Origin of the sequence: Baekduia sp., from assembly GCF_035318805.1 — a bacterium.
Classification (GTDB): domain Bacteria; phylum Actinomycetota; class Thermoleophilia; order Solirubrobacterales; family Solirubrobacteraceae; genus Baekduia.
Window position 1 is genome coordinate 1 of record NZ_DATHDY010000114.1, and the last position, 22007, is coordinate 22007.

Annotated in this window: 19 protein-coding genes and 1 riboswitch; of the genes, 11 read left to right on the forward strand and 8 right to left on the reverse strand. The window is 74.6% G+C overall.

Annotated features, from left to right (window positions below; translation table 11 throughout):
* Entirely contained in the window at positions 1-993 is a 993-nt protein-coding gene (gene glpX, locus VK501_RS23100) for a class II fructose-bisphosphatase (protein WP_324341669.1), read from the forward strand.
* A gap of 46 nt (positions 994-1039) precedes the next feature.
* On the opposite strand, the gene VK501_RS23105 is transcribed toward glpX, so the two are convergent.
* Entirely contained in the window at positions 1040-1756 is a 717-nt protein-coding gene (locus VK501_RS23105; RefSeq protein WP_324341671.1) for a hypothetical protein, read from the reverse strand.
* Between the two features lie 25 nt (positions 1757-1781).
* Positions 1782-2684: an NAD(P)H-binding protein gene (locus VK501_RS23110; protein ID WP_324341673.1), complete on the reverse strand. Its 903-nt coding sequence runs from the start codon at positions 2682-2684 to the stop codon at positions 1782-1784.
* A 109-nt stretch (positions 2685-2793) separates the two neighbouring features.
* Between VK501_RS23110 and VK501_RS23115 the strand changes: the two genes are divergently transcribed.
* Positions 2794-3663 (forward strand): DICT sensory domain-containing protein, encoded by an 870-nt coding sequence (locus VK501_RS23115; protein ID WP_324341675.1) that lies wholly within the window; start codon positions 2794-2796, stop codon positions 3661-3663.
* A 9-nt stretch (positions 3664-3672) separates the two neighbouring features.
* Here the strand turns inward: VK501_RS23115 and glp are convergent, their stop codons facing one another.
* On the reverse strand, positions 3673-4854 hold the full coding sequence (glp, locus tag VK501_RS23120) for a gephyrin-like molybdotransferase Glp (protein ID WP_324341677.1): 1182 nt from the start codon (positions 4852-4854) through the stop codon (positions 3673-3675).
* Between the two features lie 90 nt (positions 4855-4944).
* Between glp and VK501_RS23125 the strand changes: the two genes are divergently transcribed.
* Positions 4945-6333, forward strand: coding sequence for a hypothetical protein (locus tag VK501_RS23125; RefSeq protein WP_324341679.1), 1389 nt, complete (start codon positions 4945-4947; stop codon positions 6331-6333).
* A 92-nt stretch (positions 6334-6425) separates the two neighbouring features.
* Here the strand turns inward: VK501_RS23125 and VK501_RS23130 are convergent, their stop codons facing one another.
* Both VK501_RS23130 and VK501_RS23135 read right to left on the reverse strand, forming a co-directional pair.
* Entirely contained in the window at positions 6426-7142 is a 717-nt protein-coding gene (locus VK501_RS23130; protein WP_324341680.1) for a septal ring lytic transglycosylase RlpA family protein, read from the reverse strand.
* Between the two features lie 8 nt (positions 7143-7150).
* Positions 7151-7297, reverse strand: a riboswitch (cyclic di-AMP (ydaO/yuaA leader).
* Between the two features lie 116 nt (positions 7298-7413).
* The gene (locus tag VK501_RS23135) at positions 7414-8013 is read right to left on the reverse strand and encodes a hypothetical protein (RefSeq protein ID WP_324341682.1); all 600 of its coding nucleotides are present in this window, start codon (positions 8011-8013) and stop codon (positions 7414-7416) included.
* Positions 8014-8403: 390 nt separating this feature from the next.
* Here VK501_RS23135 and VK501_RS23140 point away from each other — a divergent pair, with 390 nt between their 5' ends.
* The 5 genes from VK501_RS23140 to VK501_RS23160 all read left to right on the forward strand — a co-directional run bounded on the left by VK501_RS23140 (position 8404) and on the right by VK501_RS23160 (position 14470).
* The gene (locus tag VK501_RS23140; protein WP_324341684.1) at positions 8404-9504 is read left to right on the forward strand and encodes a sigma-70 family RNA polymerase sigma factor; all 1101 of its coding nucleotides are present in this window, start codon (positions 8404-8406) and stop codon (positions 9502-9504) included.
* Positions 9505-9729: 225 nt separating this feature from the next.
* A complete protein-coding gene (locus tag VK501_RS23145) occupies positions 9730-10887 on the forward strand; it encodes a PilT/PilU family type 4a pilus ATPase (RefSeq protein ID WP_324341686.1) in 1158 nt (385 codons plus the stop codon).
* A gap of 76 nt (positions 10888-10963) precedes the next feature.
* On the forward strand, positions 10964-11671 hold the full coding sequence (locus tag VK501_RS23150) for an AIM24 family protein (protein WP_324341688.1): 708 nt from the start codon (positions 10964-10966) through the stop codon (positions 11669-11671).
* Between the two features lie 428 nt (positions 11672-12099).
* Complete coding sequence (locus VK501_RS23155) at positions 12100-12459, forward strand: helix-turn-helix domain-containing protein (RefSeq protein ID WP_324341690.1); 360 nt, start codon at positions 12100-12102, stop codon at positions 12457-12459.
* A gap of 256 nt (positions 12460-12715) precedes the next feature.
* On the forward strand, positions 12716-14470 hold the full coding sequence (locus VK501_RS23160) for an N-acetylmuramoyl-L-alanine amidase (RefSeq protein WP_324341693.1): 1755 nt from the start codon (positions 12716-12718) through the stop codon (positions 14468-14470).
* An 18-nt stretch (positions 14471-14488) separates the two neighbouring features.
* On the opposite strand, the gene VK501_RS23165 is transcribed toward VK501_RS23160, so the two are convergent.
* A complete protein-coding gene (locus VK501_RS23165; protein WP_324341694.1) occupies positions 14489-15091 on the reverse strand; it encodes a hypothetical protein in 603 nt (200 codons plus the stop codon).
* Between the two features lie 164 nt (positions 15092-15255).
* Between VK501_RS23165 and VK501_RS23170 the strand changes: the two genes are divergently transcribed.
* From VK501_RS23170 to VK501_RS23180, 3 genes are all read left to right on the forward strand, one after another.
* On the forward strand, positions 15256-16515 hold the full coding sequence (locus VK501_RS23170; RefSeq protein WP_324341696.1) for a hypothetical protein: 1260 nt from the start codon (positions 15256-15258) through the stop codon (positions 16513-16515).
* 115 nt (positions 16516-16630) lie between these two features.
* Complete coding sequence (locus VK501_RS23175) at positions 16631-17425, forward strand: hypothetical protein (protein WP_324341697.1); 795 nt, start codon at positions 16631-16633, stop codon at positions 17423-17425.
* Positions 17426-17445: 20 nt separating this feature from the next.
* Positions 17446-19824 carry a hypothetical protein gene (locus VK501_RS23180; protein WP_324341699.1) on the forward strand — a complete coding sequence of 793 codons (2379 nt, stop codon included), beginning with the start codon at positions 17446-17448 and terminating at the stop codon, positions 19822-19824.
* Positions 19825-19980: 156 nt separating this feature from the next.
* Here VK501_RS23180 and VK501_RS23185 read toward each other — a convergent pair whose 3' ends face one another.
* On the reverse strand, positions 19981-20823 hold the full coding sequence (locus VK501_RS23185; protein ID WP_324341701.1) for an arginase family protein: 843 nt from the start codon (positions 20821-20823) through the stop codon (positions 19981-19983).
* 38 nt (positions 20824-20861) lie between these two features.
* A complete protein-coding gene (locus tag VK501_RS23190; RefSeq protein WP_324341754.1) occupies positions 20862-22007 on the reverse strand; it encodes an ArsA family ATPase in 1146 nt (381 codons plus the stop codon).

Sequence of the window (22007 nt, forward strand, 5' to 3'; positions counted from 1 at the left end):
ATGAAGCACAGCCAGCCAGATCGCAACCTCGCCCTCGAGCTGGTGCGAGTGACCGAGGCAGCGGCAATGGCAGGCGGGCGGTGGGTCGGCCGAGGTCAGAAGAACAAGGCCGACGGTGCCGCCGTCGAGGCCATGCGCGCCATGATCTCCACCGTCAGCATGAACGGCGTCGTCGTCATCGGCGAGGGCGAGAAGGACGAGGCGCCCATGCTCTACAACGGCGAGCACATCGGCGACGGCAGCCCGCCGGAGGTCGACATCGCCGTCGATCCGCTGGAGGGCACGACGCTGGCCGCCAAGGGCATGCCGAGCGCGCTGGCCGTCATCGCGCTGTCGGAGCGCGGGACGATGTTCAACCCCGGCCCGATCGTCTACATGGAGAAGCTGGCCGGCGCCTCCGACATCGCCGACCTGCTCGACCTCGACCGGCCGCTGACCAAGACCATCGAGTTGGTCGCCGAGCGCCGCGGGGTGGAGATCGGCGACATCATGATCGTGTCGCTGGAGCGCGAGCGCCACGACAAGGTCCTGCAGGAGGTCCGCGACATCGGCGCGCGCGTACGGCTCATCCAGCACGGCGACGTGAGCGCCTCGATGCTCGCCGTCAGCGACCGCTCGCCGGTCGACCTGTTGTGGGGCATCGGCGGCACGCCGGAGGGCGTGATCTCCGCCGCGGCGATCAAGTCGCTGGGCGGCGGCCTCGTCGGCAAGCTCTGGCCGCGCGACGACGCCGAGCGGCAGGCGGCGATCGACGAAGGCTACGACCTCGGCCGCCAGCTCACCCAGGACGACCTGGTCAAGGGCGACGACTGCTTCTTCGCCGCCACCGGCGTCACCGACGGCGACGTGCTGCAGGGCGTGCGCTACCAGGGAGCCCGGAGCGCGACGACCGAGTCGCTGGTCATGCGCTCCCGCTCCGGCACGGTGCGTCGCATCCACGCCCGCCACGACCGCGCGAAGCTGCGCGCGCTCGTGTCCGGCCGGTACGGCTGAGGGGCGAACATCGCCCCGGGGGCGAACACCCGCGGCCTCGCGGACCCTAGGCGCTCTTCTCGCGTTCCCGCACCGGCGCGGGCGTGTCCTCGCCCTTGGGCACGCGGTACCGGCCGGTCACCGACTGCTCGAGGTCGCGGTGAGCCAGGCGGCGCAGGAACCCGTGGGTCACGATGACGTGGATCCGCGACTGCGTGTTGGTGTACAGGAACCGGCCGAGCCGCGACGCGATCGCCGGGTAGAAGTTGGCGACCTCGACCTCGACGTGGATGTGCGCCTGGTCGGGGTCGTCGCGGTCGCGCCGCACGTCGATCTCCAGATAGCCGTCGCCCTTGCGGCCCGACGGCGCCACGAGCAGGCCCTTCTCGATCCGCCAGCGCACGATGCCGCGGTCGGCCTCGGTCTCGTACTCCGGCGCCCGGAAGGTCAGCAGCTTCAGCGGCTTGAACAGCAGGCTGACGTAGCGCTCGCCCTCCGTGTAGTACACGCGGATCAGGCCGCCCGTCACGCGCGTCAGGTACGCCCAGTAGGTGCGGGCGAGGCGCTCGAGCGTCTCGGTGGTCCACAGCTCGTCGCAGAGCTGCCTGGGCAGCACGATGTCGGCGCCCTGGATCGAGCGGACCGCGCCGTCGGCGTCGATCTTGGTGTCGTCGGTCGGCGTGCGCACCGTGACGCCGTCGATCCGCCGCGAGCCGGCCAGCAGCCGGCGGGCTGTCGCGAAGAGCCCCGCGGCGATCAGGACCACGGCGGAGAGGATGGCCAAGGGCACCATCATCGATTGACCAACCTTACGCGGCGAGCGCTGCCCGCACGGCGTCGTCGAACCCCAGCGGGCGGTCGTTGAGGCCGCTCGGCGGCGGCTCGCGGACGACGGTCTCGGCGCTGAGCCCCTCGACGAGCGGCTTGACCAGGCCGAGCTCGACGGGCGTGATCAGCGCGACCCAGTAGGACGACAGGCGCGGGGTGAAGAGCGGGACGCCGAGCAGCAGCGGCTGGCGGCGACCCTCGACGGCGGCGAAGCGGCGCAGCATCTCGCGGTAGGTCAGCACGTCGGCGCCGCCGAGCTGGACCTCCTCGGGCGCGTTCGCGCGGTCCGCCAGCGCGGCGAGCGTGCCGACGACGTCGTCGATCGCCACCGGCTGGCTGCGCGTCTCCAGCCACTTCGGCGTGATCATCACCGGCAGGCGCTGCACGAGGCCGCGGAGCATCTGGAACGACACGCTGCCGGCTCCGACGATCATCGCCGCGCGCACGTAGACCAGCTCCGGCACCCGCGCGCGCAGCACGCCGGCGACCTCGTGGCGGCTGCGCAGGTGCTCGGACGCGCCGTCGTCGCCGCCCTCCAGGCCGCCGAGGTACACCGTGCGCGCCACGCCCCCACGGCGCACCGCGTCGCCGAAGTTCGCCGCCCCACGACGGTCGCGCTGCGCGAAGTCGTCCTCGCTGCCGCCCATGGAGTGCACGAGGTAGTAGGCGACGTCGGCGCCGTCCAGCGCCTCCGCGAGCCCCGTGCCCTCCAGCACGTCGCCCGCGACCATCTGCGCGCCGGCGGGCAGGTCGGCGCCGTCTGGGTCGCGCACGACGCAGCGCACCTCGTGGCCGGCGTCGAGCAGTCGCGGGAGCAGCTGGCCGCCGACGTAGCCGGTGGCGCCGGTCAGCACGATGGTCTGGCGGGGTCGGTGAGCGTCCATGTGACGGCTACGCGCGCCGGGCCATCGGCGATGAACCCGGGGGCTGGTCGGAAGACGTACCCGTCCGGCACCGAGGAACACTCAACGGCGTGTTGAACCATGCTTCACGATGTTGCTCAAGGACATGACCACCGACCTGGCCATCAAGGACGTCGCGGAGCGCACCGGCATAGCGCCCGGCACGATCCGCATGTGGGAGCAGCGCTACGGCTTCCCGGCGCCCGCGCGCACGCCGTCGGGCTACCGCCGCTACTCCGAGGACGACGTCGACGCGCTGCGCAAGGTGGTCGCGCTGCGCCAGCGCGGGCTGTCGGTTTCGGCCGCGATCGAGCGCGCGCAGGATGGCGCCGGCGGTCCGTCGGACCATCCGTCGATCTACGCCGCGGTGGCCGCCACCGACGTCGGCGCCCGGCCGCACCTGCTGCGCAAGTCCACGCTGATCGCGCTGTCGAAGGCGATCGAGCACGAGGCGCTGGCGCTGGCCGCCGCGCCGATCGTCTTCGCCGCGTTCCAGCAGGAGCGGTTCTACCGCCACGTCGAGCCCCGCTACCGCCGGCTTGCGCTGCACGCCGACGCGGCCGCCGTCTTCGCCGACTTCCCCGCCGGCGTCCGCCATCCGGCCGGCGCGCCCTCCGAGATCCCGATCGGCTCCGACGACGCGCTCGGCAACGAGTGGGCCGTGATCGTCGACGCGCCCGGCTACGCCGCGTGCCTGCTGGCCTGGGAGCAGCCCGGCGTCACCGAGCCCGGCGGGCCCGACGACCGCGACCGCCGCTTCGAGGCGATCTGGACGATCGATCCGCAGGCCACGCGCCGCGCCGCGCAGGTCGCCGCGCGGCTGGCCGGCCGCGCCGACCCGGCCTACGGCAAGCGCCTGCAGGAGCTGCTGGACGAGCGCCCGCTGGCGCTCGAGACGCCCGCGCCCGCGCTCACCGCGCTGACCACGCGCATGGTCGCCTACCTCGAAGCGGCAGGCTAGGAACGTCTTTCAGACGGGCTCGAGCACGACCTCGGTCCCCGCGGGCAGCGCGCCGTCGCCGCGGGGGATGAGCGCCAGCCCGTCGGCGCCGAGCAGCGACGACAGCACGTGCGAGTCCTGCGGGCCGGTCGGCTCGACGCGGCCGTCGGGCGTGTGGCGCACGCGCACCATCTCGTCGCGGTCGGGGTGGCGGCCGACGGCGACGGCGAGCGGCGCGGAGGTGCGCGGGACGGTCGGGTCGGCGCCCGCCAGCCGGGCGAGCGCCGGGCGCCCGAACAGCAGGAACGTCACGTACGCGCTGACCGGGTTGCCGGGGAGGCCGAGGACGAGCTTGCCGTCGCGCACGCCGAGCCAGGTCGGCTTGCCCGGCCGCAGCGCGACGCGCCACAGCAGCTCGCGTACGCCGAGGTCGGTCAGCGCCTGCTTGACGTGGTCGTGCGCGCCGACCGAGACGCCGCCGGCGAGGACGAGGACGTCGGCCTCGTCGAGCGCCTGGGCGATCACCGTGCGCGTCGCCTCGGGGTCGTCGACCGCGTGGCCGCGGCCGACGACCTCCGCGCCCGCCCGCGAGGCGAGCGCGGCGAGCATCGGTCCGTTGGAGTCGTGGATCTGCCCGGGCTGCAGCGGCGTGCCGGCCTCCATCAGCTCGTCGCCCGTGGTGACGATCGCGACGCGCGGTCGCGGCGTGACGTGCAGGTTCATCCGGCCGGCCCCGATGGCGACGCCGAGCTCGGCGGGGCCGAGCCGCGTGCCCGAGGCCAGGACCCGCGTGCCCGCCCGCAGGTCGCTGCCCGTCTCGCGCACGTTGCGCCCGGGCGCGACGTCGGCGCCGAGCACGACGTGCTCGCCGTCGAGGTCGATCAGCTCGATCTGCAGAACCGCGTCGGCGCCGGCGGGCAGCGCGGCGCCCGTCGAGATCGCCACGGCCTCGCCCTCGCCGAGCTTGCCTGCGAACGGCGTGCCGGCGCGCGACTCGCCGCCGATCCGCAGGCGGCGCCCGGACGGGCCGGAGCGCATGGCGAAACCGTCCATCGCGGAGTTGGCGAATCCCGGGACGTTGTGCGCGGCGGCCACGTCCTCGGCGAGCAGGAGGCCGAGGGCGTCGGCGACGGGGACGTCGATGGAGGGCAGAGGGCGCGTCGCGGCCAGCAACGTCGCGCGCGCCTCGTCGATGGACGGCAGGGTGGGCACGGCGGCATTGTCCATCCTCCCGTCCGGAGGTCCAGTCTTGGGGCCGCCGGAGGCGGTGACGTCGGACTTCGGTGCCAAGATGCACGAGCCATGGATGGAGCAGGAACCTTCGGTCGCAAGCCGCGACCAGTCGCTGACGCGCCCGCCGTCGACGCCGTCGCGATCGCGAAGGCGTGGCTGCTCGCGCTGGTGGCCGACGCGCCGCTGCAGCAGGCGGGTGCCGTGCCCGCCGCCGAGCTGGCGCGCAGCGGCCCTGCGCTGTGCGGCGCGCTCCTCGCGGCGCTGGGTTCCGACGCCGAGCTGGAGCGCCTCGTGGGCGGTGCCGGCCGCGCCCCGCTCGGCGCTGCGGCGGCCCGCCTGACCGGCGCGCGCACCCCCGCTGCGCTGTCGGCCGGCGTCGAGGCGCTGCGCGCCGCGACGTGGCGCCTGCTCCGCGCCGCGCTGCGCGATCCGGACCCCGCGCTGGTCGCCGACCTCGGCGACCGCCTCGCCTACGTGTGCGCGCGCGTCACCGAGGCCTCGCTCGCCGCACCGGCCACCGACGTCCCGCGCAGCGGCGGCCCGCTGGCCGAGGCGCTCGCGGGCGCGCCGCCCGCGCCGCCGCAGGCGCCGCCGCCCCCGCGGCGCGACGCGCGGCAGGCCGCCCACGACGCCGCGGCGCGCCAGGTCGCCGGCCTGGCGCCCAAGCCACAGCCCTCGGCGCGCGAGCGCGACGTGCGCGACGCCGCGTCCCAGGAGGCGATCGCCGAGGCCATCGAACGCGCCGCCCGCGAGGCCGCGGCGCTCCGCCAGGCCCGGGCTGTGGAGGCGGAGCCGCCCGAGCCGCCCGAGCCGCCCGCGCCGCCGCACGGCGTCGAGCTCGTCGACCTTCCGCCCGCGCTGCCCACCAGCCTCGACCCGCTCACCTCGCTGGCCGAGGAGCTGGCCGCCGCGCCGCCGACCGGCGTGAGCGGCGTGCCCGACTCCGCCTTCGCCCCCGCCGCCGACACGCCCGCGGTCACGCGGCGGCGCGTCGACACGAGCTGGGACGAGCTGGCCGAGGCCGGGCCGCCCTGGCTGGGCGCCATCAGCCGCCGCCTGGCACGGCGCGAGGACGACGGCCTGCCGTTCGCGGTGCTCGTCGTCGAGGTCGACGACCTCGACCGTCTGCTCGCCTCGCAGACCGGCCGCGAGGTCGCCGTCGCCCTCGAGGACGCCGAGCGCGCGCTCACCGCCGAGCTCGCACCGGCCGACCTGATCGTGCGGGAGCGCCTCGGCCGCTGGTGGCTGACGAGCCCCGATCGCGACCTGGCCGGCGCGCGCGACCTCGGCACGCGGGTCGCCGCGGCGATCGCCCGCGCGCACCTCGGCGGGGCGCCGCTGGCGGCCTCCATCGGCCTCGCGGTCTGCCCGGACGACGGCGACACGCTCGAGTCCCTCGCCGGACGCGCCGACGAGGGCATGTTCGCCGCGCGCGCGGCGGGCGTCCCGCTGGCTTAGGAGACTGTGTCGCTATCGCGACTGGGGACCCACCTCCGGCGGCGACGGCCGGCCGTCGTGGGCCTCGGCCTCGCTGGCCGCCTACGGCACCCCTAGGCCGGGGGCGTGACGGCCCGCACGGCGCCGATCGTGGTGCTCGCCACCACGCCGAGCGCCTTGGCGGTCGCCGCGGTCAGGTCGTAGCTCGTGCCTTTGCGAAACGGGCCGCGGTCGACGACCGGGACGGTCACCGTGCGGCCGTCGTTGTACAGCTCGACCATCGTGCCGCAGGGCAGCGTCTTGTTCGCGACGCCCAGCAGCGCGCGGGTCAGCTTGCGCCCGCAGGCGGTCTTCTTGCCGTAGAAGCCGGGGCCGTACCAGGTGACCTTGGCGCCGTGGTAGACGGTGATCGCGCGACCTTCGGTGCCGGCGGCGGTGCTGGCCGCGGCGGTCGCGCCCTGGCCGCCGGGCACGGCGCGCACCGTGGTGCGGCCCGCGTGGTCGGTGCGCCAGACGGCGTCGTAGGAGCCGTCGGCGCCGACCGTCGCGGTGGCGACGGCGACCCAGCCCGCGGTGGCGTCGAGGCGCTGCACCAGCACGGGGTCGCCGGGATGCGAGCCCGCGAGCGCCCCGTGCAGCTGCACGACGGTCCCGACGATCTCGCCCAGCGGGGCGGCGAGCGTCGAGCCGTCGGCGAAGACGGTCGGGGCGGTGGGATCGTCGTAGCTCAGGCCGCCGGGGGCGGCGTCGGCGCTCGCGACGGCGGGAACAGCAAGGGCGAGCGCGACGCCGAGAGCGGCGCCCAGCTTCACCAGGGGCGTGTAAGGCACGTCGATTTCAGTCCTCATCCAACGGCCTACGAGGTGAGCTGACGGGCTCGCGCCGGATGACGGCGCTACTGGCCGGGTGGCCTGATTCGCCCCGGCGAGTCGCGGCGATCCGCGACTCGCAGTGGTTCCCCCGCTCCGCACGGCCAGAGGTGGCGTGCGGACTCGGCTGACGGCGCGGGAGCATAACAACGCGCAACCACGGACGCGAACCGGCGTTCGGAGGAGATCGCGCTCGTAGCGCGAACGCGCGCGCCTGGCGGAGTGAGGCGCCTTACGGCTTCGGCAGGCGCGACAGCGCCTGGCGGAGCGCCTGGGTGCCGAACGTGAGGCCGATCTGCGCGATCTCGCCGACGCCCTGCACGACGCTGCCGAGCAGCTCGCCGGTGCCCCCACGGCCCGTGTCCTGCGTGGGCGCGGCCCAGCCGGCCGGCGGCGGGGAGGAGGCGGCCTTGGCGCGGGGCGTCGCGGGCGCGGGCGCCGGGTTGGCCGGGGCCGCCGCGGCGGAGGCGACCGACGGACGGCCCTTGGCGCGCGCGGCGGCGGCCGGCTTGCGCTTGGGTGCCGCCGAACCGGCGGCCTTCGCCGTGGCACCGGCCTTCGCCGGGGTGTTGGCGGTGCCCTTGCGCGCCGCGGGTGCCTTGGGCGCCTTCAGCTTCGCCTTCGCGGCCTTCGTCGCCGGGGCGGCGGCCTTGTTCGCGGCGGCCGTCCTGGCCGGCGCCTTCGCCTTCGCGGCGGCGGCGGGCTTCGCCTTCGGCTTCGCGGCGGCCTTCGCCGGCTCCGTCGCGCCGGCGACGGCGCCGCGCTTGGCGCTGCGCCGCGTCGGGCGGGTGCGGGGCAGGCTCGTCAGGACGTCGCGATCGGCGGGGCTCATGCGCGCAATCCTCGCACGCTTCGGCGATCGCCCACGTGTACGGCGGCGTGCAACGGGGCAAGTTCTGCGCTCGTTGACCGTTTGAGAAGAACGGCCCGGCCCTCAGGAGGCAGGCGGCCGTTGCCGATGGATCACGTACCGAAACCCTGAAACGAACGAGGACGCCGGACGTAGTGTCCCTGAAAGGCGTCGCGAAGTGCGGTCGGAGCGCGCCAGCAATGTGACGGCGGTCACACAGCGTTGCTGCCGCCGGAAACAGCGACTACCCTTGAGCCTACGCTCGGACAGGTACGTCGCTATTGCTGACCCGCCTGTGTCTCCGATCCGTCCTCCGCACCCCCGATAACCCCCCTGCCGGCGACGCCACGCCGGCGAACCGAACGGACGTCGATGTCAGTAGTTGAACTGCAGGAACTCGAGGAGATCAAGGGCCTTCTGGCGCGTGGCCAGGTCACCGGCGTACTGACGTTCGCCGAGATCGCCACGGCCGTCTCCGAGCTGGACCTGGACGAGTCCGACGTCGAAGAGCTGCACGGCTACCTGGAGAAGTCCGAGATCGAGCTGGTGGAGGAGATCGACCCCGCGTCGACCGCCGCCAACGAGGTCGAGCGCGCACCCGACAAGCGCACCCGCCGCAAGAAGGCGGCGCTGGACCTGCGCCCGGACATGACGACCGACAGCCTTCAGCTCTTCCTGAAGGACATCGGCAAGGTCCGGCTCCTCACCGCCCAGGAGGAGGTCGACCTCGCCAAGCGCATCGAGCGCGGCGACCTCGATGCCAAGCAGAAGATGGTCGAGTCGAACCTGCGCCTGGTCGTCTCGATCGCCAAGAACTACCGCAACCAGGGCCTGCCGTTCCTGGACCTGATCCAGGAGGGCACCCTCGGCCTGGTGCGCGCCGCGGAGAAGTTCGACTACCGCAAGGGCTTCAAGTTCTCGACGTACGCGACCTGGTGGATCCGCCAGGCGATCGCGCGCGCCCTGGCCGACAAGGCCCGGACGATCCGCATCCCCGTGCACGTGGTCGAGAAGCTCAACAAGATCGGCCGCGCCGAGCGCAAGCTGGTCACCGAGCTGGGCCGCGAGCCCACGGCCGAGGAGATCGCCGACGTCACGGGCATCGACCCGGAGGAGGTTGACTCGATCAAGCGCTCCGCGCAGGCGCCGGTCTCCCTCGAGAAGCCGGTCGGCGACGAGGAGGAGTCCGAGTTCGGCCAGTTCATCGCCGACGAGCGCGCCGAGTCGCCGTACGAGCGGGCCGCCGAGATCCTCACCAAGGAGGCGCTGCGCGAGGCGCTGGAGAACCTCTCCTACCGCGAGCGCCGCGTCCTCGAGCTCCGCTACGGACTGGGCGGGGAGCACCCCCGCACGCTCGACGAGGTTGGTCGCACGTTCAACGTCACGCGCGAGCGCATCCGCCAGATCGAGAACCAGTCGCTCAAGAAGCTGCAGTCCCTCGCGGAGGCCCAGAAGCTCCGCGACGTCGCCTAGCGGCGACCGCGCCCGAACACCTGGACGTCCCGGAAGGCCCCGCACCGCGGGGCCTTCCACGTCAGGCGTGCGGCCTCATCGGTGAGCGCTGCTCGGACGGCGAGCATCCGCATGACGCTCGGCCGCGATCAAGGCACGCAGTCCGCACCTTCGACATGCCGGACGCCGGTAGGAAAGGCGTCCAGGCGCCTTCACCCGGGCGGCGGAGGGGTCGACTACACGAACGTGTCCTTCGATCTCCACCGTGCCCTGGCCAAGCTCATCGAGCTCAACGGCTCGGACCTCCACCTGAAGGTTCCCTCGCAGCCGCTCTGCCGCATCGACGGCGAGCTGGTGCCGATCCCCGGCGCCGAGCCGCTGGCCGCGCAGGACACCGACGCCGCCGCCAAGATGATGCTCGGCAACGACAGCGTGAAGTACGCGGAGTTCGAGTCCGACGGCGAGGTCGACCTCGCCTACGCCGTGGCCGGCCTGGCCCGCTTCCGCGTCAACGCGTTCCGCCAGCGCGGGTCGGTCTCGATCGTCATGCGCGCGATCCCCTACGGGATCAAGACCATCGAGGAGCTCGACCTCCCGCCGGTCATCCGCGAGCTGGCCGAGGAGGAGCGCGGCATCGTGCTGCTCACCGGCACCACCGGCTCGGGCAAGTCCACGACGCTCGCGTCGATGATCGACCACATCAACTCGACCAAGGCCCGTCACGTCGTGACGATCGAGGACCCGATCGAGTTCCTGCACAGCGACAAGCGCTCGGTGATCAACCAGCGCGAGATCGGCATGGACACCCAGAACTTCAAGAGCGCCCTGCGCCGCGTCCTGCGCCAGGACCCCGACGTCATCCTCATCGGCGAGATGCGCGACGAGGAGACGGTCCAGACCGCGCTGAGCGCCGCGGAGACCGGCCACCTCGTCTTCTCGACGGTCCACACCGTGGACGCCGCCGAGACCGTCAACCGCCTGATCGATTTCTTCCCGCCGCACATGCACAACCAGGTGCGCGCGATGATCGCCGGCACGCTGAAGGGCGCGGTCTCCCAGCGCCTGGTGCCGACGGCGGACGGCAAGGGCCGCGTCGCGGTCTGCGAGGTCCTCCGCATGACGGGCCGCGTCAAGGACATGATCATGGACCCGCAGCAGACGGGCCGCCTGCCCGAGGTGATCGCCGACGGCGGCTACTACGGGATGCAGACCTTCGACCAGGCGCTGTTCCACCACCTCAAGGCCGGGCGCATCTCGATGGACGAGGCGATGCAGTTCGCCTCCAGCCCGCACGACTTCAAGCTGCTCGTCGCCGCCGACGGCCGCCGCGGCACCACGATGGACGACCTCGGCCAGGCCGAGGACCAGCGCGCCGAGGTCCAGCAGGGCTCGGTGCTGCGCTAGGGGTGCCGTCCAGCTGCGATCTACGGCTAACCCTCCTTGACCGCGTGCCGCCGGTCCGCGAGGGTCCGTGGCCGACATGCAGACGACACTGGCGCAATACAACGAGACGCAGTCCACCGACGCGTTCACCCTGCAGAACTCCAAGCTGCTGAAGGTCTCGCTGGCCGGCAAGACGATCCAGGCCAAGCTCGGGTCGATGGTCGCCTACCAGGGCGACGTGACCTTCGAGCACGCCGGCGCGGGCGGCATGGGGCGGATGCTCAAGAAGGCGGTCACCGGCGAGGGCCAGAGCCTGATGAAGGTCACGGGCACCGGCGAGGTGTTCCTGGCCGACTCGGCCCAGGACGTGCACCTCGTCTACCTCGAGGGCGAGAAGATCACCGTCAACGGCCCGAACCTGCTCGCGTTCGACGCCGACATCGATTGGGACATCGAGCGCGTCCAGGGCGCCAGCGGCGCGATGGGCGGCGGCCTCTACAACACGTCGCTGCGCGGAACCGGCTGGGTGGCGATCCTGTCCGACGGCCCACCCGTCCTCCTCAACGTCGCCGGCGCGCCGACCTTCGCCGACGCACAGGCCGCGATCACCTGGTCCCAGGACGTCACGACGTCGCTGAAGACCGACTTCAAGGTCAAGAACCTCATCGGCCGCGGCTCCGGCGAGACGATCCAGATGGCGTTCAAGGGCGAGGGCTGGGTCCTCGTGCAGCCTTCGGAGGGCCGCGTGGAGGCGGGTCCGACGAACGGCAGCGGCGGTGGGCTGGGCAACCTGCTAGGCGGCTAGGCGGGCGGCGGTCTGCGCGGGCGTGGGTGGTCGGCGGGGTTACGTGGCGTCGTCCCCGCGACTCCGCTTCGCGCTCGCGCGGTCGTCCCTGCGCGCGGGCGCTGCCCCTCGGTCCCCCCAACTCGACTTGAGCTGGGAGGCCGTGCGAGCGCGCTGCCCCGGCGACGAGCCATGGCCGGCACTCCGTGATGTCGGCATCCGCTGCGGAGGCGGAGGCGCGCGATCGATGCCCGGATAGATGGCGCCCCACCGGGCAGCGACACCACCGGTCAACGCCGGCGCCACCACGCACGGCGCGCCGAGCGAAGCGGCGGTGACGAGCGTCGCGGAGTGCCGGCCCAGCCAACCCCGCCGGCGCCGCCCACGCCACAACGCCGCACGCGCGCAAAGGCCGCAACCCCCACTTCACTCGGTATAGTTATGGGTCAATGCCGGTAGATCCCTCGTGTCCCGTCTGCCAGACGGCGGACATCATCTGCGGGAAGTGGACGCTGCTGCTGATCCGCGACCTCGCGGAGGGGCATTCGCGCTTCTGCGAGCTCGAGCGCTCGCTGGCGGGCATCTCGCCCCGCACGCTCTCGCTGCGCCTGCGCGCGCTGGAGGAGGAGGGCATCGTCGAGCGCCACACGTTCGGTGAGGTCCCGCCGCGGGTCGAGTACGCGCTGACGCCGAAGGGCCTGGCGCTGCTGCCGATCGTCGAGGACATGCGCTCCTACGGAGCGCGCTGGCTGGGCGCCGAGTGCGCCGCCGACGAGGCCGCCGAGCCGGCCGTCGCCGCGGTCGCCTGAGCGTTCGCCGGCGGCTTCCCCTGCGGAGCGAGGCGACGGGCTCCCGGTCCCGTCGCCGCCGATGCTCCTGACGTACCCCTACGTCCTGTGTCGGGAAGGTCGAGAACGGCAACGCACGAGTACCGCAAAACTTGCGGTCCCAATCGCAACACCGGCATGTCGCTTGGGTTGTCACCGGCGATGGGCCCCTTCCCGCCGCGCAGCACGGTCTCCTGCACGCCTTGCGATGGCTGAGGACGCGGCTACCCTCGGCGCCGTGGACGCCCCGTCGCTCACGCGGCGGCGTGCCCTCGCGCTGGGCGCCGCCGCCGGCCTCTCCTCCGTCCTGACCCGTGCCGCGCCGCCCGCGTGGGCGAGCAGCGCTGCTGCCCCGAGCGGCTTCGGCCTCACGCTCGCGCGCGACGCCTTCGGGGCCGGCCGGCGCACCGCACCGCTGCGCGCGCCACGACGCTTCGACCTGCTCGGCGTGCGCGGCGACGGCCTGCAGGCCGCCGGCCTCGAGGTGCGCGTCCGGCGCGACGGCGCAGCGTGGAGCGCGTGGGTGCCGCTCGGCGCCGGGCACGATCACCGGCCCGACTCGGGCACGGGCGCCCACGCCTCCGACCCCGTCTGGGCCGGTGGCGCCGACGCGTTGCAGCTGCGCGCCGCCCGGCGCCCGGCCGGCGGGCTGCAGGTGCACTTCGTGGCGATCGGGGCCGCCGCCAAGCGGCTCAGCGCGAGAGCGTCGGCCGCCGCGGCGGGCGCCCACGCCGCGCAGGCCGGGGGCCAGCCGACGATCATCGCGCGCGCCGCATGGGGCGGCGACGGCGTCACGCCACGGTCGGCGCCCGACTTCGGCGACGTACAGGTCGCGTTCGTGCACCACACCGTGTCGGCCAACGACTACGGCCCGGAGGACTCGGCCGGCATCGTGCTCGCGATGGCCAAGTACCACCGCGACACCAACGGGTGGAACGACTTGGGCTACAACTTCGTGGTCGACCGCTTCGGGCAGATCTTCGAGGGGCGCGCGGGCGGCATCGACCAGGCGGTCGTCGGCGCCCAGGCGCAGGGCTACAACGGCCACTCGACCGGCATCGCGAACATCGGCACCTTCAGCGACGTGGGCCAGACGCCCGAGGCGCTCGACGCCATGGCGCGCCTGATCGCGTGGAAGCTGTCGCTGCACGGCGCGCCCGTGACCGGGCAGGTCGTGCTGACCTCCGGCGGCGGCAGCCTCAACCGCTACAAGTCGGGCACGGCCGTGACGCTGGAGCGGATCTGCGGCCATCGCGACGGCGACGCGACCGCGTGCCCCGGCACCGCGCTCTACGACCAGCTGCCCGACCTGCGCCGCCGCGCCGCGGCGATCGCGCCCTCGGTGCCCGTCGCCTCGGTCGACGTGACGATGGCCGCTCCCGCGGCGGCGATCCTCTACGGCGACGCGCTCGAGCTGCGCGGGGCGCTCAAGCGCGCCGACGGCAGCGCGATCGCCGGCCAGCGCGTGCTCGTCCAGAAGCAGGGCACCAAGGGCTGGGTGACGGTCGCGCGCACCGACACCGACGCCGAGGGCGCCTGGACGGCGAGCGTCGCGTGGCGTGCCGCCGGGAGCGTCCGCGCCCGCGCGGCCGTGCCGGGCCTCGCGGTCGCGGTGACCGGCGGCGCCCGGGTCGGCTGCCTGCCGAAGCTCGCGGCCGCGGCCCAGACGACGCGCGTGCGCGCCGGGCGCTCGCTGACCGTGTCGGGCACCGTGCACCCGCTGGCGCCGGTCGTCGTGACGATCGAGAAGCAGGGCACCGACGGCAGGTTCCGCAAGACCGGGACGACGACGATCAAGCCCAAGCACGCCGCGTTCTCGGCGAAGGTCGCGCTCAAGCGTCCCGGCCTCTACCGGCTGACGCCGCGGACCGGCAAGGGCAGCGCGACGGCATCGGCGGCCGCGCTGTACGTGCGCGCCGTCCGCAAGGAGTCGTCGGTGACGACCACCACGCCGGCCTCGAGCGGCACCGGCGGCGCGGCACCGGCGCCCTAGCGATCGTGGCGCCGGGCGCTACAGCCCGGCGACGTGCCGGACCTTGAACCCGCGGAAGCTGCGGGCCGCGGCCTGCCAGCGGGTGCCGGCCTTCTTCTGGCCGCTGGTGTCGAACCGCAGGCCGGCGACGATCAGGTAGGTGTGGGTCTTGTTGGCGTAGACCGTCAGCCACGTGCCGGGACCGGTCGCGCCCCAGCGCGCCAGCGCGGTGGAGTCCAGCGTCGCGTCGAGGAGGCCCGCGCCATGCAGCGCGAAGGACACCGAGCCCGAGCAGTCGTAGGCGGTGTCGTCGAAGTCGCCGTGGCCGCCGCCGTACTTGTAGGGGAGCTTGGCGATCTGGTTGCCGGCGGCGATCAGCGCGGCGACCTGCGGCGGCGCGCCGGCGGGGGCGACGGCCAGGCCGTCCGGGCCGACCGTTGCGGCCGGGGTGACGGGCACCGTGGACGGCGGCGCCGTGGTGCTCGCGGGGGCGGTCGCGCTCGGCGACGGCGTCCCCTGGGAGGCCTTCGCCTGCGTCTTTCGCGGGTAGGCCGTCCCGCCCGTCGACTGGGCCTCGGCGCGCGCCGGAACGACCACGACGAGCGCGGCGAGGACGAACACGACGATGGTTCGACGGGACATCACCTGCCCCGGTCTTCGTCGCGGCGCGCGCACGTCCTGGCATGAACCGGGCCATGCACGGCGTTCGGACGCCGAACCTGCAGACGGGCGCCGCGAAGCTGCGGGCGGCTGCAAGGCATCCTGCGCCGGGCAGGAGGGCGGCCCACCGCCACGAACCGCACGGCATGCGCAACCGCCAGCTGCACGAAGCGCTCGCCGCGTTCGCCGAGGAGGCCGCGTTCCACCTCGCGTCCGACACGGCCGACGGCGCCGAGGTCCCGTTCGAGGTCGTCGAGCTCGGTGGCGGCCGGCGCGAGTCCCCGCTGTACTGCTACCGCCCCCTGACCGCGAGCTTCATCGACGAGCGGCTGTCGATCCTCGGGCGCCTGCCGAGCTTCCTGCCCGCGGTCCACGCCCTGGCGGCCTGCGGCGGCATCGACGCCTACCTCGTGGCCCGGGGCGAGGCGCGCGTGCCCCAGCAGCCGCGCGCCCGCGCCGAGGTCGCGCTGCGCCACTTCCTCACGCGCGCCTTCGAGGACTGCACCGACTTCGAGCTCTCGCCCGACCGCCTGGCCCGCGCCTACGAGGAGCTCGAGGGCATGGTCATGGAGGGTCGCGCGCTGACCGAGGTCGTCGCGCCGATCATGGGCCTGGCCCTGACCTCCGACGAGATCGCGCTCGGCGACGGCCTGAGCCTCGTGCGCGCCGACGCCTGCGAGGGCGCGCCGGCCGACGCGATCCGCGACCGCGAGGACGACCACCAGGTCGTGCTCGCCCGCCTGACCTGGGAGGCCGCGCCCGGCGACGAGGCCCCGCTGCGCCACGCGCAGGTCCGCCTGCGCCGGCTGCTGACCGCGCTGCGGCTCTACGACGCGGCCGGCATCGTGCTCGCGCGCACCGCATGGACGCGCACGGGCGGCGGTGGCTGGCAGCCCTTCGCGATCGGCGCCGGGGCGGCGTCGCGCGGCGTCTGCGTGATCCCGTCGCAGCAGGAGGACGAGCTGCGCGCGTTCCTGTCGCTCGTCACGCGCCGCACGCCGCGCAGCGGCGAGCTGGCCTGGGCGCTCAGCCGCTTCGAGCTGGCCAACGACCGTGCGCGGCCGTCCGAGGCGCTGACCGACGTGCTGCTCGCGCTCCGCGCGCTGCTGGAGCCCGAGGGCGCGCAGACCGGCCGGCTCGCCGGGCGCGTCGCGGCGCTCTGCGCGATCCCCGAGCAGCGCGCGCAGGCGACCGAGCGGATCGCGCACCTCGTCGCGCTCGAGCGTGCGGTGGTGGCGGGCGTGGCGCCCGAGGACAGTGCGCTGGAGTCGCTCGTCGACGAGCTCACCGGCTGGCTGCGCGCGCTTCTGCGCGACGTCCTCTGCGGCCACCTCGACTCCGACCTGCGCGCGGTCGCCGACGAGATCCTGGCCGAGGAAGACCAGCGCCAGCGCACGATCGTCTGACCCACCGCCTTTGTTCAGGGTCTGACCCCTTCATGAAGGGGTCAGACCCCTTTAGGAGCGCTGAGGTCTGCCATCCGCTGAGGTCTGCGCGCGCGGCCGGTAGGCTGCACCTCGCGTGTCAGGTCCGGTCAGGGGTGCGGTGCGGTGGATGGTGGCGGTGGCGATCCTGGCCTCCGCCCTGGTCGCGGCGCCCGCGTACGGGGTCACCGCGACCGAGGGCGCCGACGGCGTCCTGCGGATCACCGACGCCGACGACGCCCACGACAACCTCCTCGTGCTGCTCGCCGACGGGACGCAACGCATGCGCCTCGAGGCGTCGACGCCGGTGGTCGTGGCGGGCGAGCGGTGTCACGCGCCGCCCGGCGGCGCGTCGTCCGAGGTGATGTGCGACCCGCCGACGGCGATCGAGGTCGACAGCGGCGCCGGGAACGACTCCGTGGCTCTGCTCGTCGCGGCATCGGGCCTCACGAACAACGGCTTCAAGGGTCCGATCGTGCTCCACGACGGCCCCGGCGACGACACGTTCCGCGTGCAGAACGAGGGCCCCACGACGTTCCTCGACGGGCCCGGCGACGACGAGTACGTCGGCGGCGTCGGGCCGGATCGCTTCGTCGGGGGACCGGGCGCCGACCGGTTCGCCTCCGGCGGCGCCGGCGACATCATGGACTACTCGGGCTCCGTCGAGCCGGTACACGTCTCGATCAGCGACGGTCCCGACGACGGCGCGGCAGGCGAGCACGACGACGTCGCCGGCGGGCGCTTCGCGAGCATCCTCGGCGGTGCGGGCGACGACACGATCGTGGTCGGCGACGAGCCGCTCGGGCCGACGGTCGACGGCGGGCCCGGCGCCGACCGGCTCACCGGCGGCCGGGGGCGACGCTGCTCGGCGCGGCCGGCGACGACACCCTGACGGCGACCGGGTCCACGACCGTGCTCGACGGCGGCCCCGGCGCCGACGTGCTGAGCGGCGGCAACACCCAGCGCGGCGGCGAGGGCGCCGACCGGCTGGTGGGCGGCGGCGTCAGCGTCCGGCAGGACGGCGACGCCGGCGACGACACGCTGACCGGCGGCCCGCACTCCGACATGCTCACGGGCGGCGGTGGCGACGACGTCCTCGACGGGGCCGGCGGCAACGACACGCTCGTGCCGGACGGGGGCGCCGATCGGTTGACCGGGGGCGCCGGCAGCGACCGGGTCACCTACGGCGAGCGGTCGTCCGGGGTCTCCATCACCCAGAACGGCGTCGCCGACGACGGCGAGGCCGGCGAGGGCGACGACGTGGGGTCCGACGTCGAGAGCCTCGAGGGCGGCGCGGGCGACGACATGCTGGCCGGCGGCGCGGGGCCGACGCTGCTCCTCGGCGGCCCGGGCGTCGACACGGTGGACTACTCGGGATCGCCATCGGGCGTCACGGTGACGCTCGACCCGTCCTTGGAGGTCGCCGCCCCGGGCACCGCCGGCGACGACGGCGTGCTGGGGGAGGGCGACGACGTGCGCGGCGTGGAGCGCGTGCTCGGCAGCGCGTTCGACGACGCGCTGACCGGGACGGCGGCCGACGAGCTGCTCTCGGGCGGCGACGGCGACGACCGGCTCGACGGTGGCTCGGGGGCCGACCTCCTCGTCGGCGGTCCCGGTCTGGCCGACGTGGCCGACTACTCGACTCGGACCGCACCGGTCGCCGTGACGCTGGACGGGGAGATCGGCGACGGCGAGCCGGGCGAGGACGACCGGGTCGGCGCCGACGTCGAGGGCGTGGTCGGCGGCCAGGGCCCCGATACGCTGATCGGCGGCGCCGGCTCCGACACGCTCACCGGCGGTCCCGGTGACGATCGCGTGGACGGAGGGGGCGCGACGGACCTCGTCTTCGGCGGGCCGGGTCGCGACACGCTGACCGGGGGGCGCGGCGCGGACGCGATCGGCGCCTTCGACGGCGGGGGCGCCGACGTCGTCCGCTGCGATGCCGCCGATGCGGTGAGCCTCGACGGCGCCGATCGCGCGACGAGCTGCCCGACGGTCCTGCGCCAGGTCGCGGCGGGGCCGGCGCCGCAGGCGAGCGCGGGGGCGGCCGTCGCGCGGGCCGCCCGCGCCACCCGCACGGCCACGCCGCGGGGGATCGTCCGGCGCGGCGGCGCGCACGCCGACGACCTCGCCGGCGGCCCCGGCGCCGACCGGCTCAGCGGCGGCGCGGGGCGCGATCGCATCAGCGGCCGGGACGGGAACGACCGGCTGTTCGGCGGCACCGGCAGCGACCGGCTGTTCGGCGGGGCGGGGGCCGACGTCGTGCACGGCGACGAGGCGCCGGATGTGCTCGAGGGCGGCCCGGGCGACGACCAGCTGTTCGGCGACACCGCCGGGGACGACCTCCGCGGCGGCGCCGGGCGCGACGAGCTCACGGGCGGCTCGGGGGACGACCGGCTCAGCGGCGGCGCCGGCGACGACCACGTGTCGGCGGGGTTCGGGCACGACCTGCTCCTCGGGGGCGACGGCGCCGACGTGCTGCAGGGCGGGGAGGCGCCCGACCGGCTCGAGGGCGGGCGCGGCGACGACACGCTCACCGGCGGCTCGGGCCCCGACGAGCTGCGCGGCGGTGACGGCAGCGACACGCTCGCCGGCAACAGCGGCGGCGACGTGCTGAGCGGTGGCGCGGGCGACGACGTCCTCGGGCTCGACGACGGCGGCACCGACCGCTCCGTGTCCTGTGGCGCGGGCGACGACACGGTGATCGTCGACCCGGCAAGCACCGCCGCGGGCCGGGCGGATCGGGCGCTGCTCAAGCGCCTGGGCTCCGCGGCGCGGTGCGAGCACATCACCGAGGGCCTGGTCGCGCCTCCGAGCCCGCAGGCCGGCACGGTGATCCTGACCGGCGCCGGCGGCCAGGCGCGCCGGGGCACCGCCCGCGACGACAAGCTCCTCGGCGGCCAGGACGGCGATGTGCTCGCCGGCGACGCGGGCGACGACCTCCTGTGGGGCGACCGCGAGCCGGGCACGGCTGCACCCGACCTGCTGTTCGGCGGTCCGGGGAAGGACACCATCTACGGCGGTGGCGGGCCGGACTTCCTCGACGGCGGCCCTGGCGACGACGTGCTCCAGGGCGACGACGGCGCCGACACCATCGTCGGCGGCGCCGGCGATGACGCGATCCGCCCGGGCCGCGCCGCCGACACCGTGCGCGCCGGTCCGGGCTACGACACGATCCGCGCCGCCGCCGACGGCTCCCACGACCGCATCGACTGCGGCCCTGGCCTCGACACGGCCTACGTCGACCACGGCGACCGCGCGACCGGCTGCGAGACCATCCGCTGGGGCTGACGGCCGGCCCCGCGTGTCAAGGGGCCAGACCCCGCGACGAAGTGGCGAAGTCGTGACGGGGTCAGACCCCGCGACGAAATGGCGAAGTCGTGACGGGGTCAGACCCCGCGACGAAGTGGCGAAGTCGTGACGGGGTCAGACCCCTTAACACTGTGCTCAGGTCTGCTCGCGCGCCCGGAGGCCGATGTGCGTCGCGATCGTGCGGGCCGCCGCGAGGATCGAGCCGTCGCGATCGCTCGGCGGCTCGTAGGCGGTGAGGGCGGCGGCGATCACCTCGCCGCCGGCGAAGGTGTCGTCGATCGCGGCAAGGACGGCGTCCAGCGCCGGGCCGCCGGGCGCGGCGTGGCGGTTGGCGTGGCCGACGGAAGTGTCGAGCACGTCCAGGTCGACGTGCAGGTACCGGCGGCGTGGGAGGTGAGCGATCGCCCACGCCGACGCCTCGGCGTCGAACGCGGCGGGCGCCACGTGCGCGGAGCTGCGCTGGACGCGGTCGCGCTGGTAGGGCGCCAGGTCGCGCACGCCGAGCAGGGCCACGCGCTCCTCGCCGACGACGACCGCGCCGGGGATCGTCGCGTGGGCCGCGCCCCAGACGCCGCCGGTCAGCAGCGACAGCGCCATCACGTCCATGGACCCCGACAGGTTGTCGTCGGGCGTGTCGAGGTCGGCGTGGGCGTCGAGCCACACCGCGCCGACGTCGGCCGCGTCTCCGCCCGCAGCGCCCGCGACCGTCGCCGCCGCGCTGATGCAGCCGCCCGCCAGGACCAGCGGGAACGCGCCACGCGCTCGCGCCGCGCGGACGTCGGTCGCCAGCCCGCGCAGCAGGTCGAAGATCCGGGCGACCTCACCGGTGTCCGGATCCGCGGCGATCACCCGCTGCACGGTCGGCGCCCACCCGGCGTCCTCCAGGCGCGCGTGCAGCTCGGCGTCGGCGGCCAGCAGCGCAGCGCCCGCGCCCATCCCGACGTCGGGCGTCCCGCGGTCGAACGGCCAGCAGATCACCGCCAGCGGCGGCGCCGTCCGTCCGGTGCGCTCACCGCTCAGAACGCCGCCTCGTCCAGCAGCTCTGCGCGCCGCGCCGCGTCGGCGAACAGATGGCGGTGCATCGCGACGAGCCCGTCGACGTCGTGCACGTCGCCGTCGAGGTGGGGCACGAGGATCGGGTCGGGCTCGTCGAGCTCGCGCGTCAGCCGCGCCACGGAAGCGCTGTCGCGGCGCGCGAGCACCCGGAACTCCCGCAGCGTCCGCGCCACCTTGCGCGCCAGCGCCGCGTCGCCGCCGAGCTCGGCGGCCAGCGCCGTCTCGTCGACCTCGTCGCTCGCGTCGCCGTCAGCCAGCGGGTGTACGCGGTTGATGACCAGCCCGCCGAACGGCATCGACGCCTCGCGCAGCTTGCCGCGGAAGAAGATCGCCTCCTCGACCGGCTCGCGCTCGGGCGAGGTCACGATCAGGAACGTCGTCGCCGGATCCGACAGCAGGGCCTTGACCCCGGCCGCGCGCTCGCGGAAGCCGTCCATCACGCCGCTCAGCGCGCTGAAGAACACGCTCAGGTCGTCCATCAGGTCGACGCCGGTCACCCGGCGCAGCACCGAGAAGACGACGCTCGTGCCGCGTCCCACCACGCGCGCCGCCAGCCCCGACGGCGCCAGGAACAGCCGCAGCGCCCGCCCCTCCAGGAAGCCGGTCAGGCGGTCCGGCGCGTCGAGGAAGTCCAGCGCGTTGCGCGACGGCGGCGTGTCGAGCACGATCACGTCGAACAGCCCGGACCGGTCGAGCTCGTAGAGCTTGGCGACCGCCGTGAACTCCTGCGACCCCGCCACCGCGCCCGACAGCTCGCGGTAGATCCGGTTGGCGAGGATCTCGTCGCGCGTCTTCTCGTCGGGCGCGAGCTGCTCGATCAGCTCGTCGAACGTGTGCTTGGGGTCGAGCATCATCGCCCACAGCTCGCCCTGGATCGCGATGCCGTGGCCTTCGAAGCGCGCGTCGTCGACGCGCCGCGGGTCGCTGCCGAGCTGCTCGATGCCGAGCGCGTCGGCCAGCCGGCGCGCGGGGTCGATCGTCACGACGCACACGCGCGCGCCCTCCGCGGCCAGCCCCATGGCGATCGCGGCCGAGGTGGTGGTCTTGCCCACGCCGCCCGACCCCGCGCAGATCGCGACGCGCTTGCCCGCCAGCAGCTCAGACAT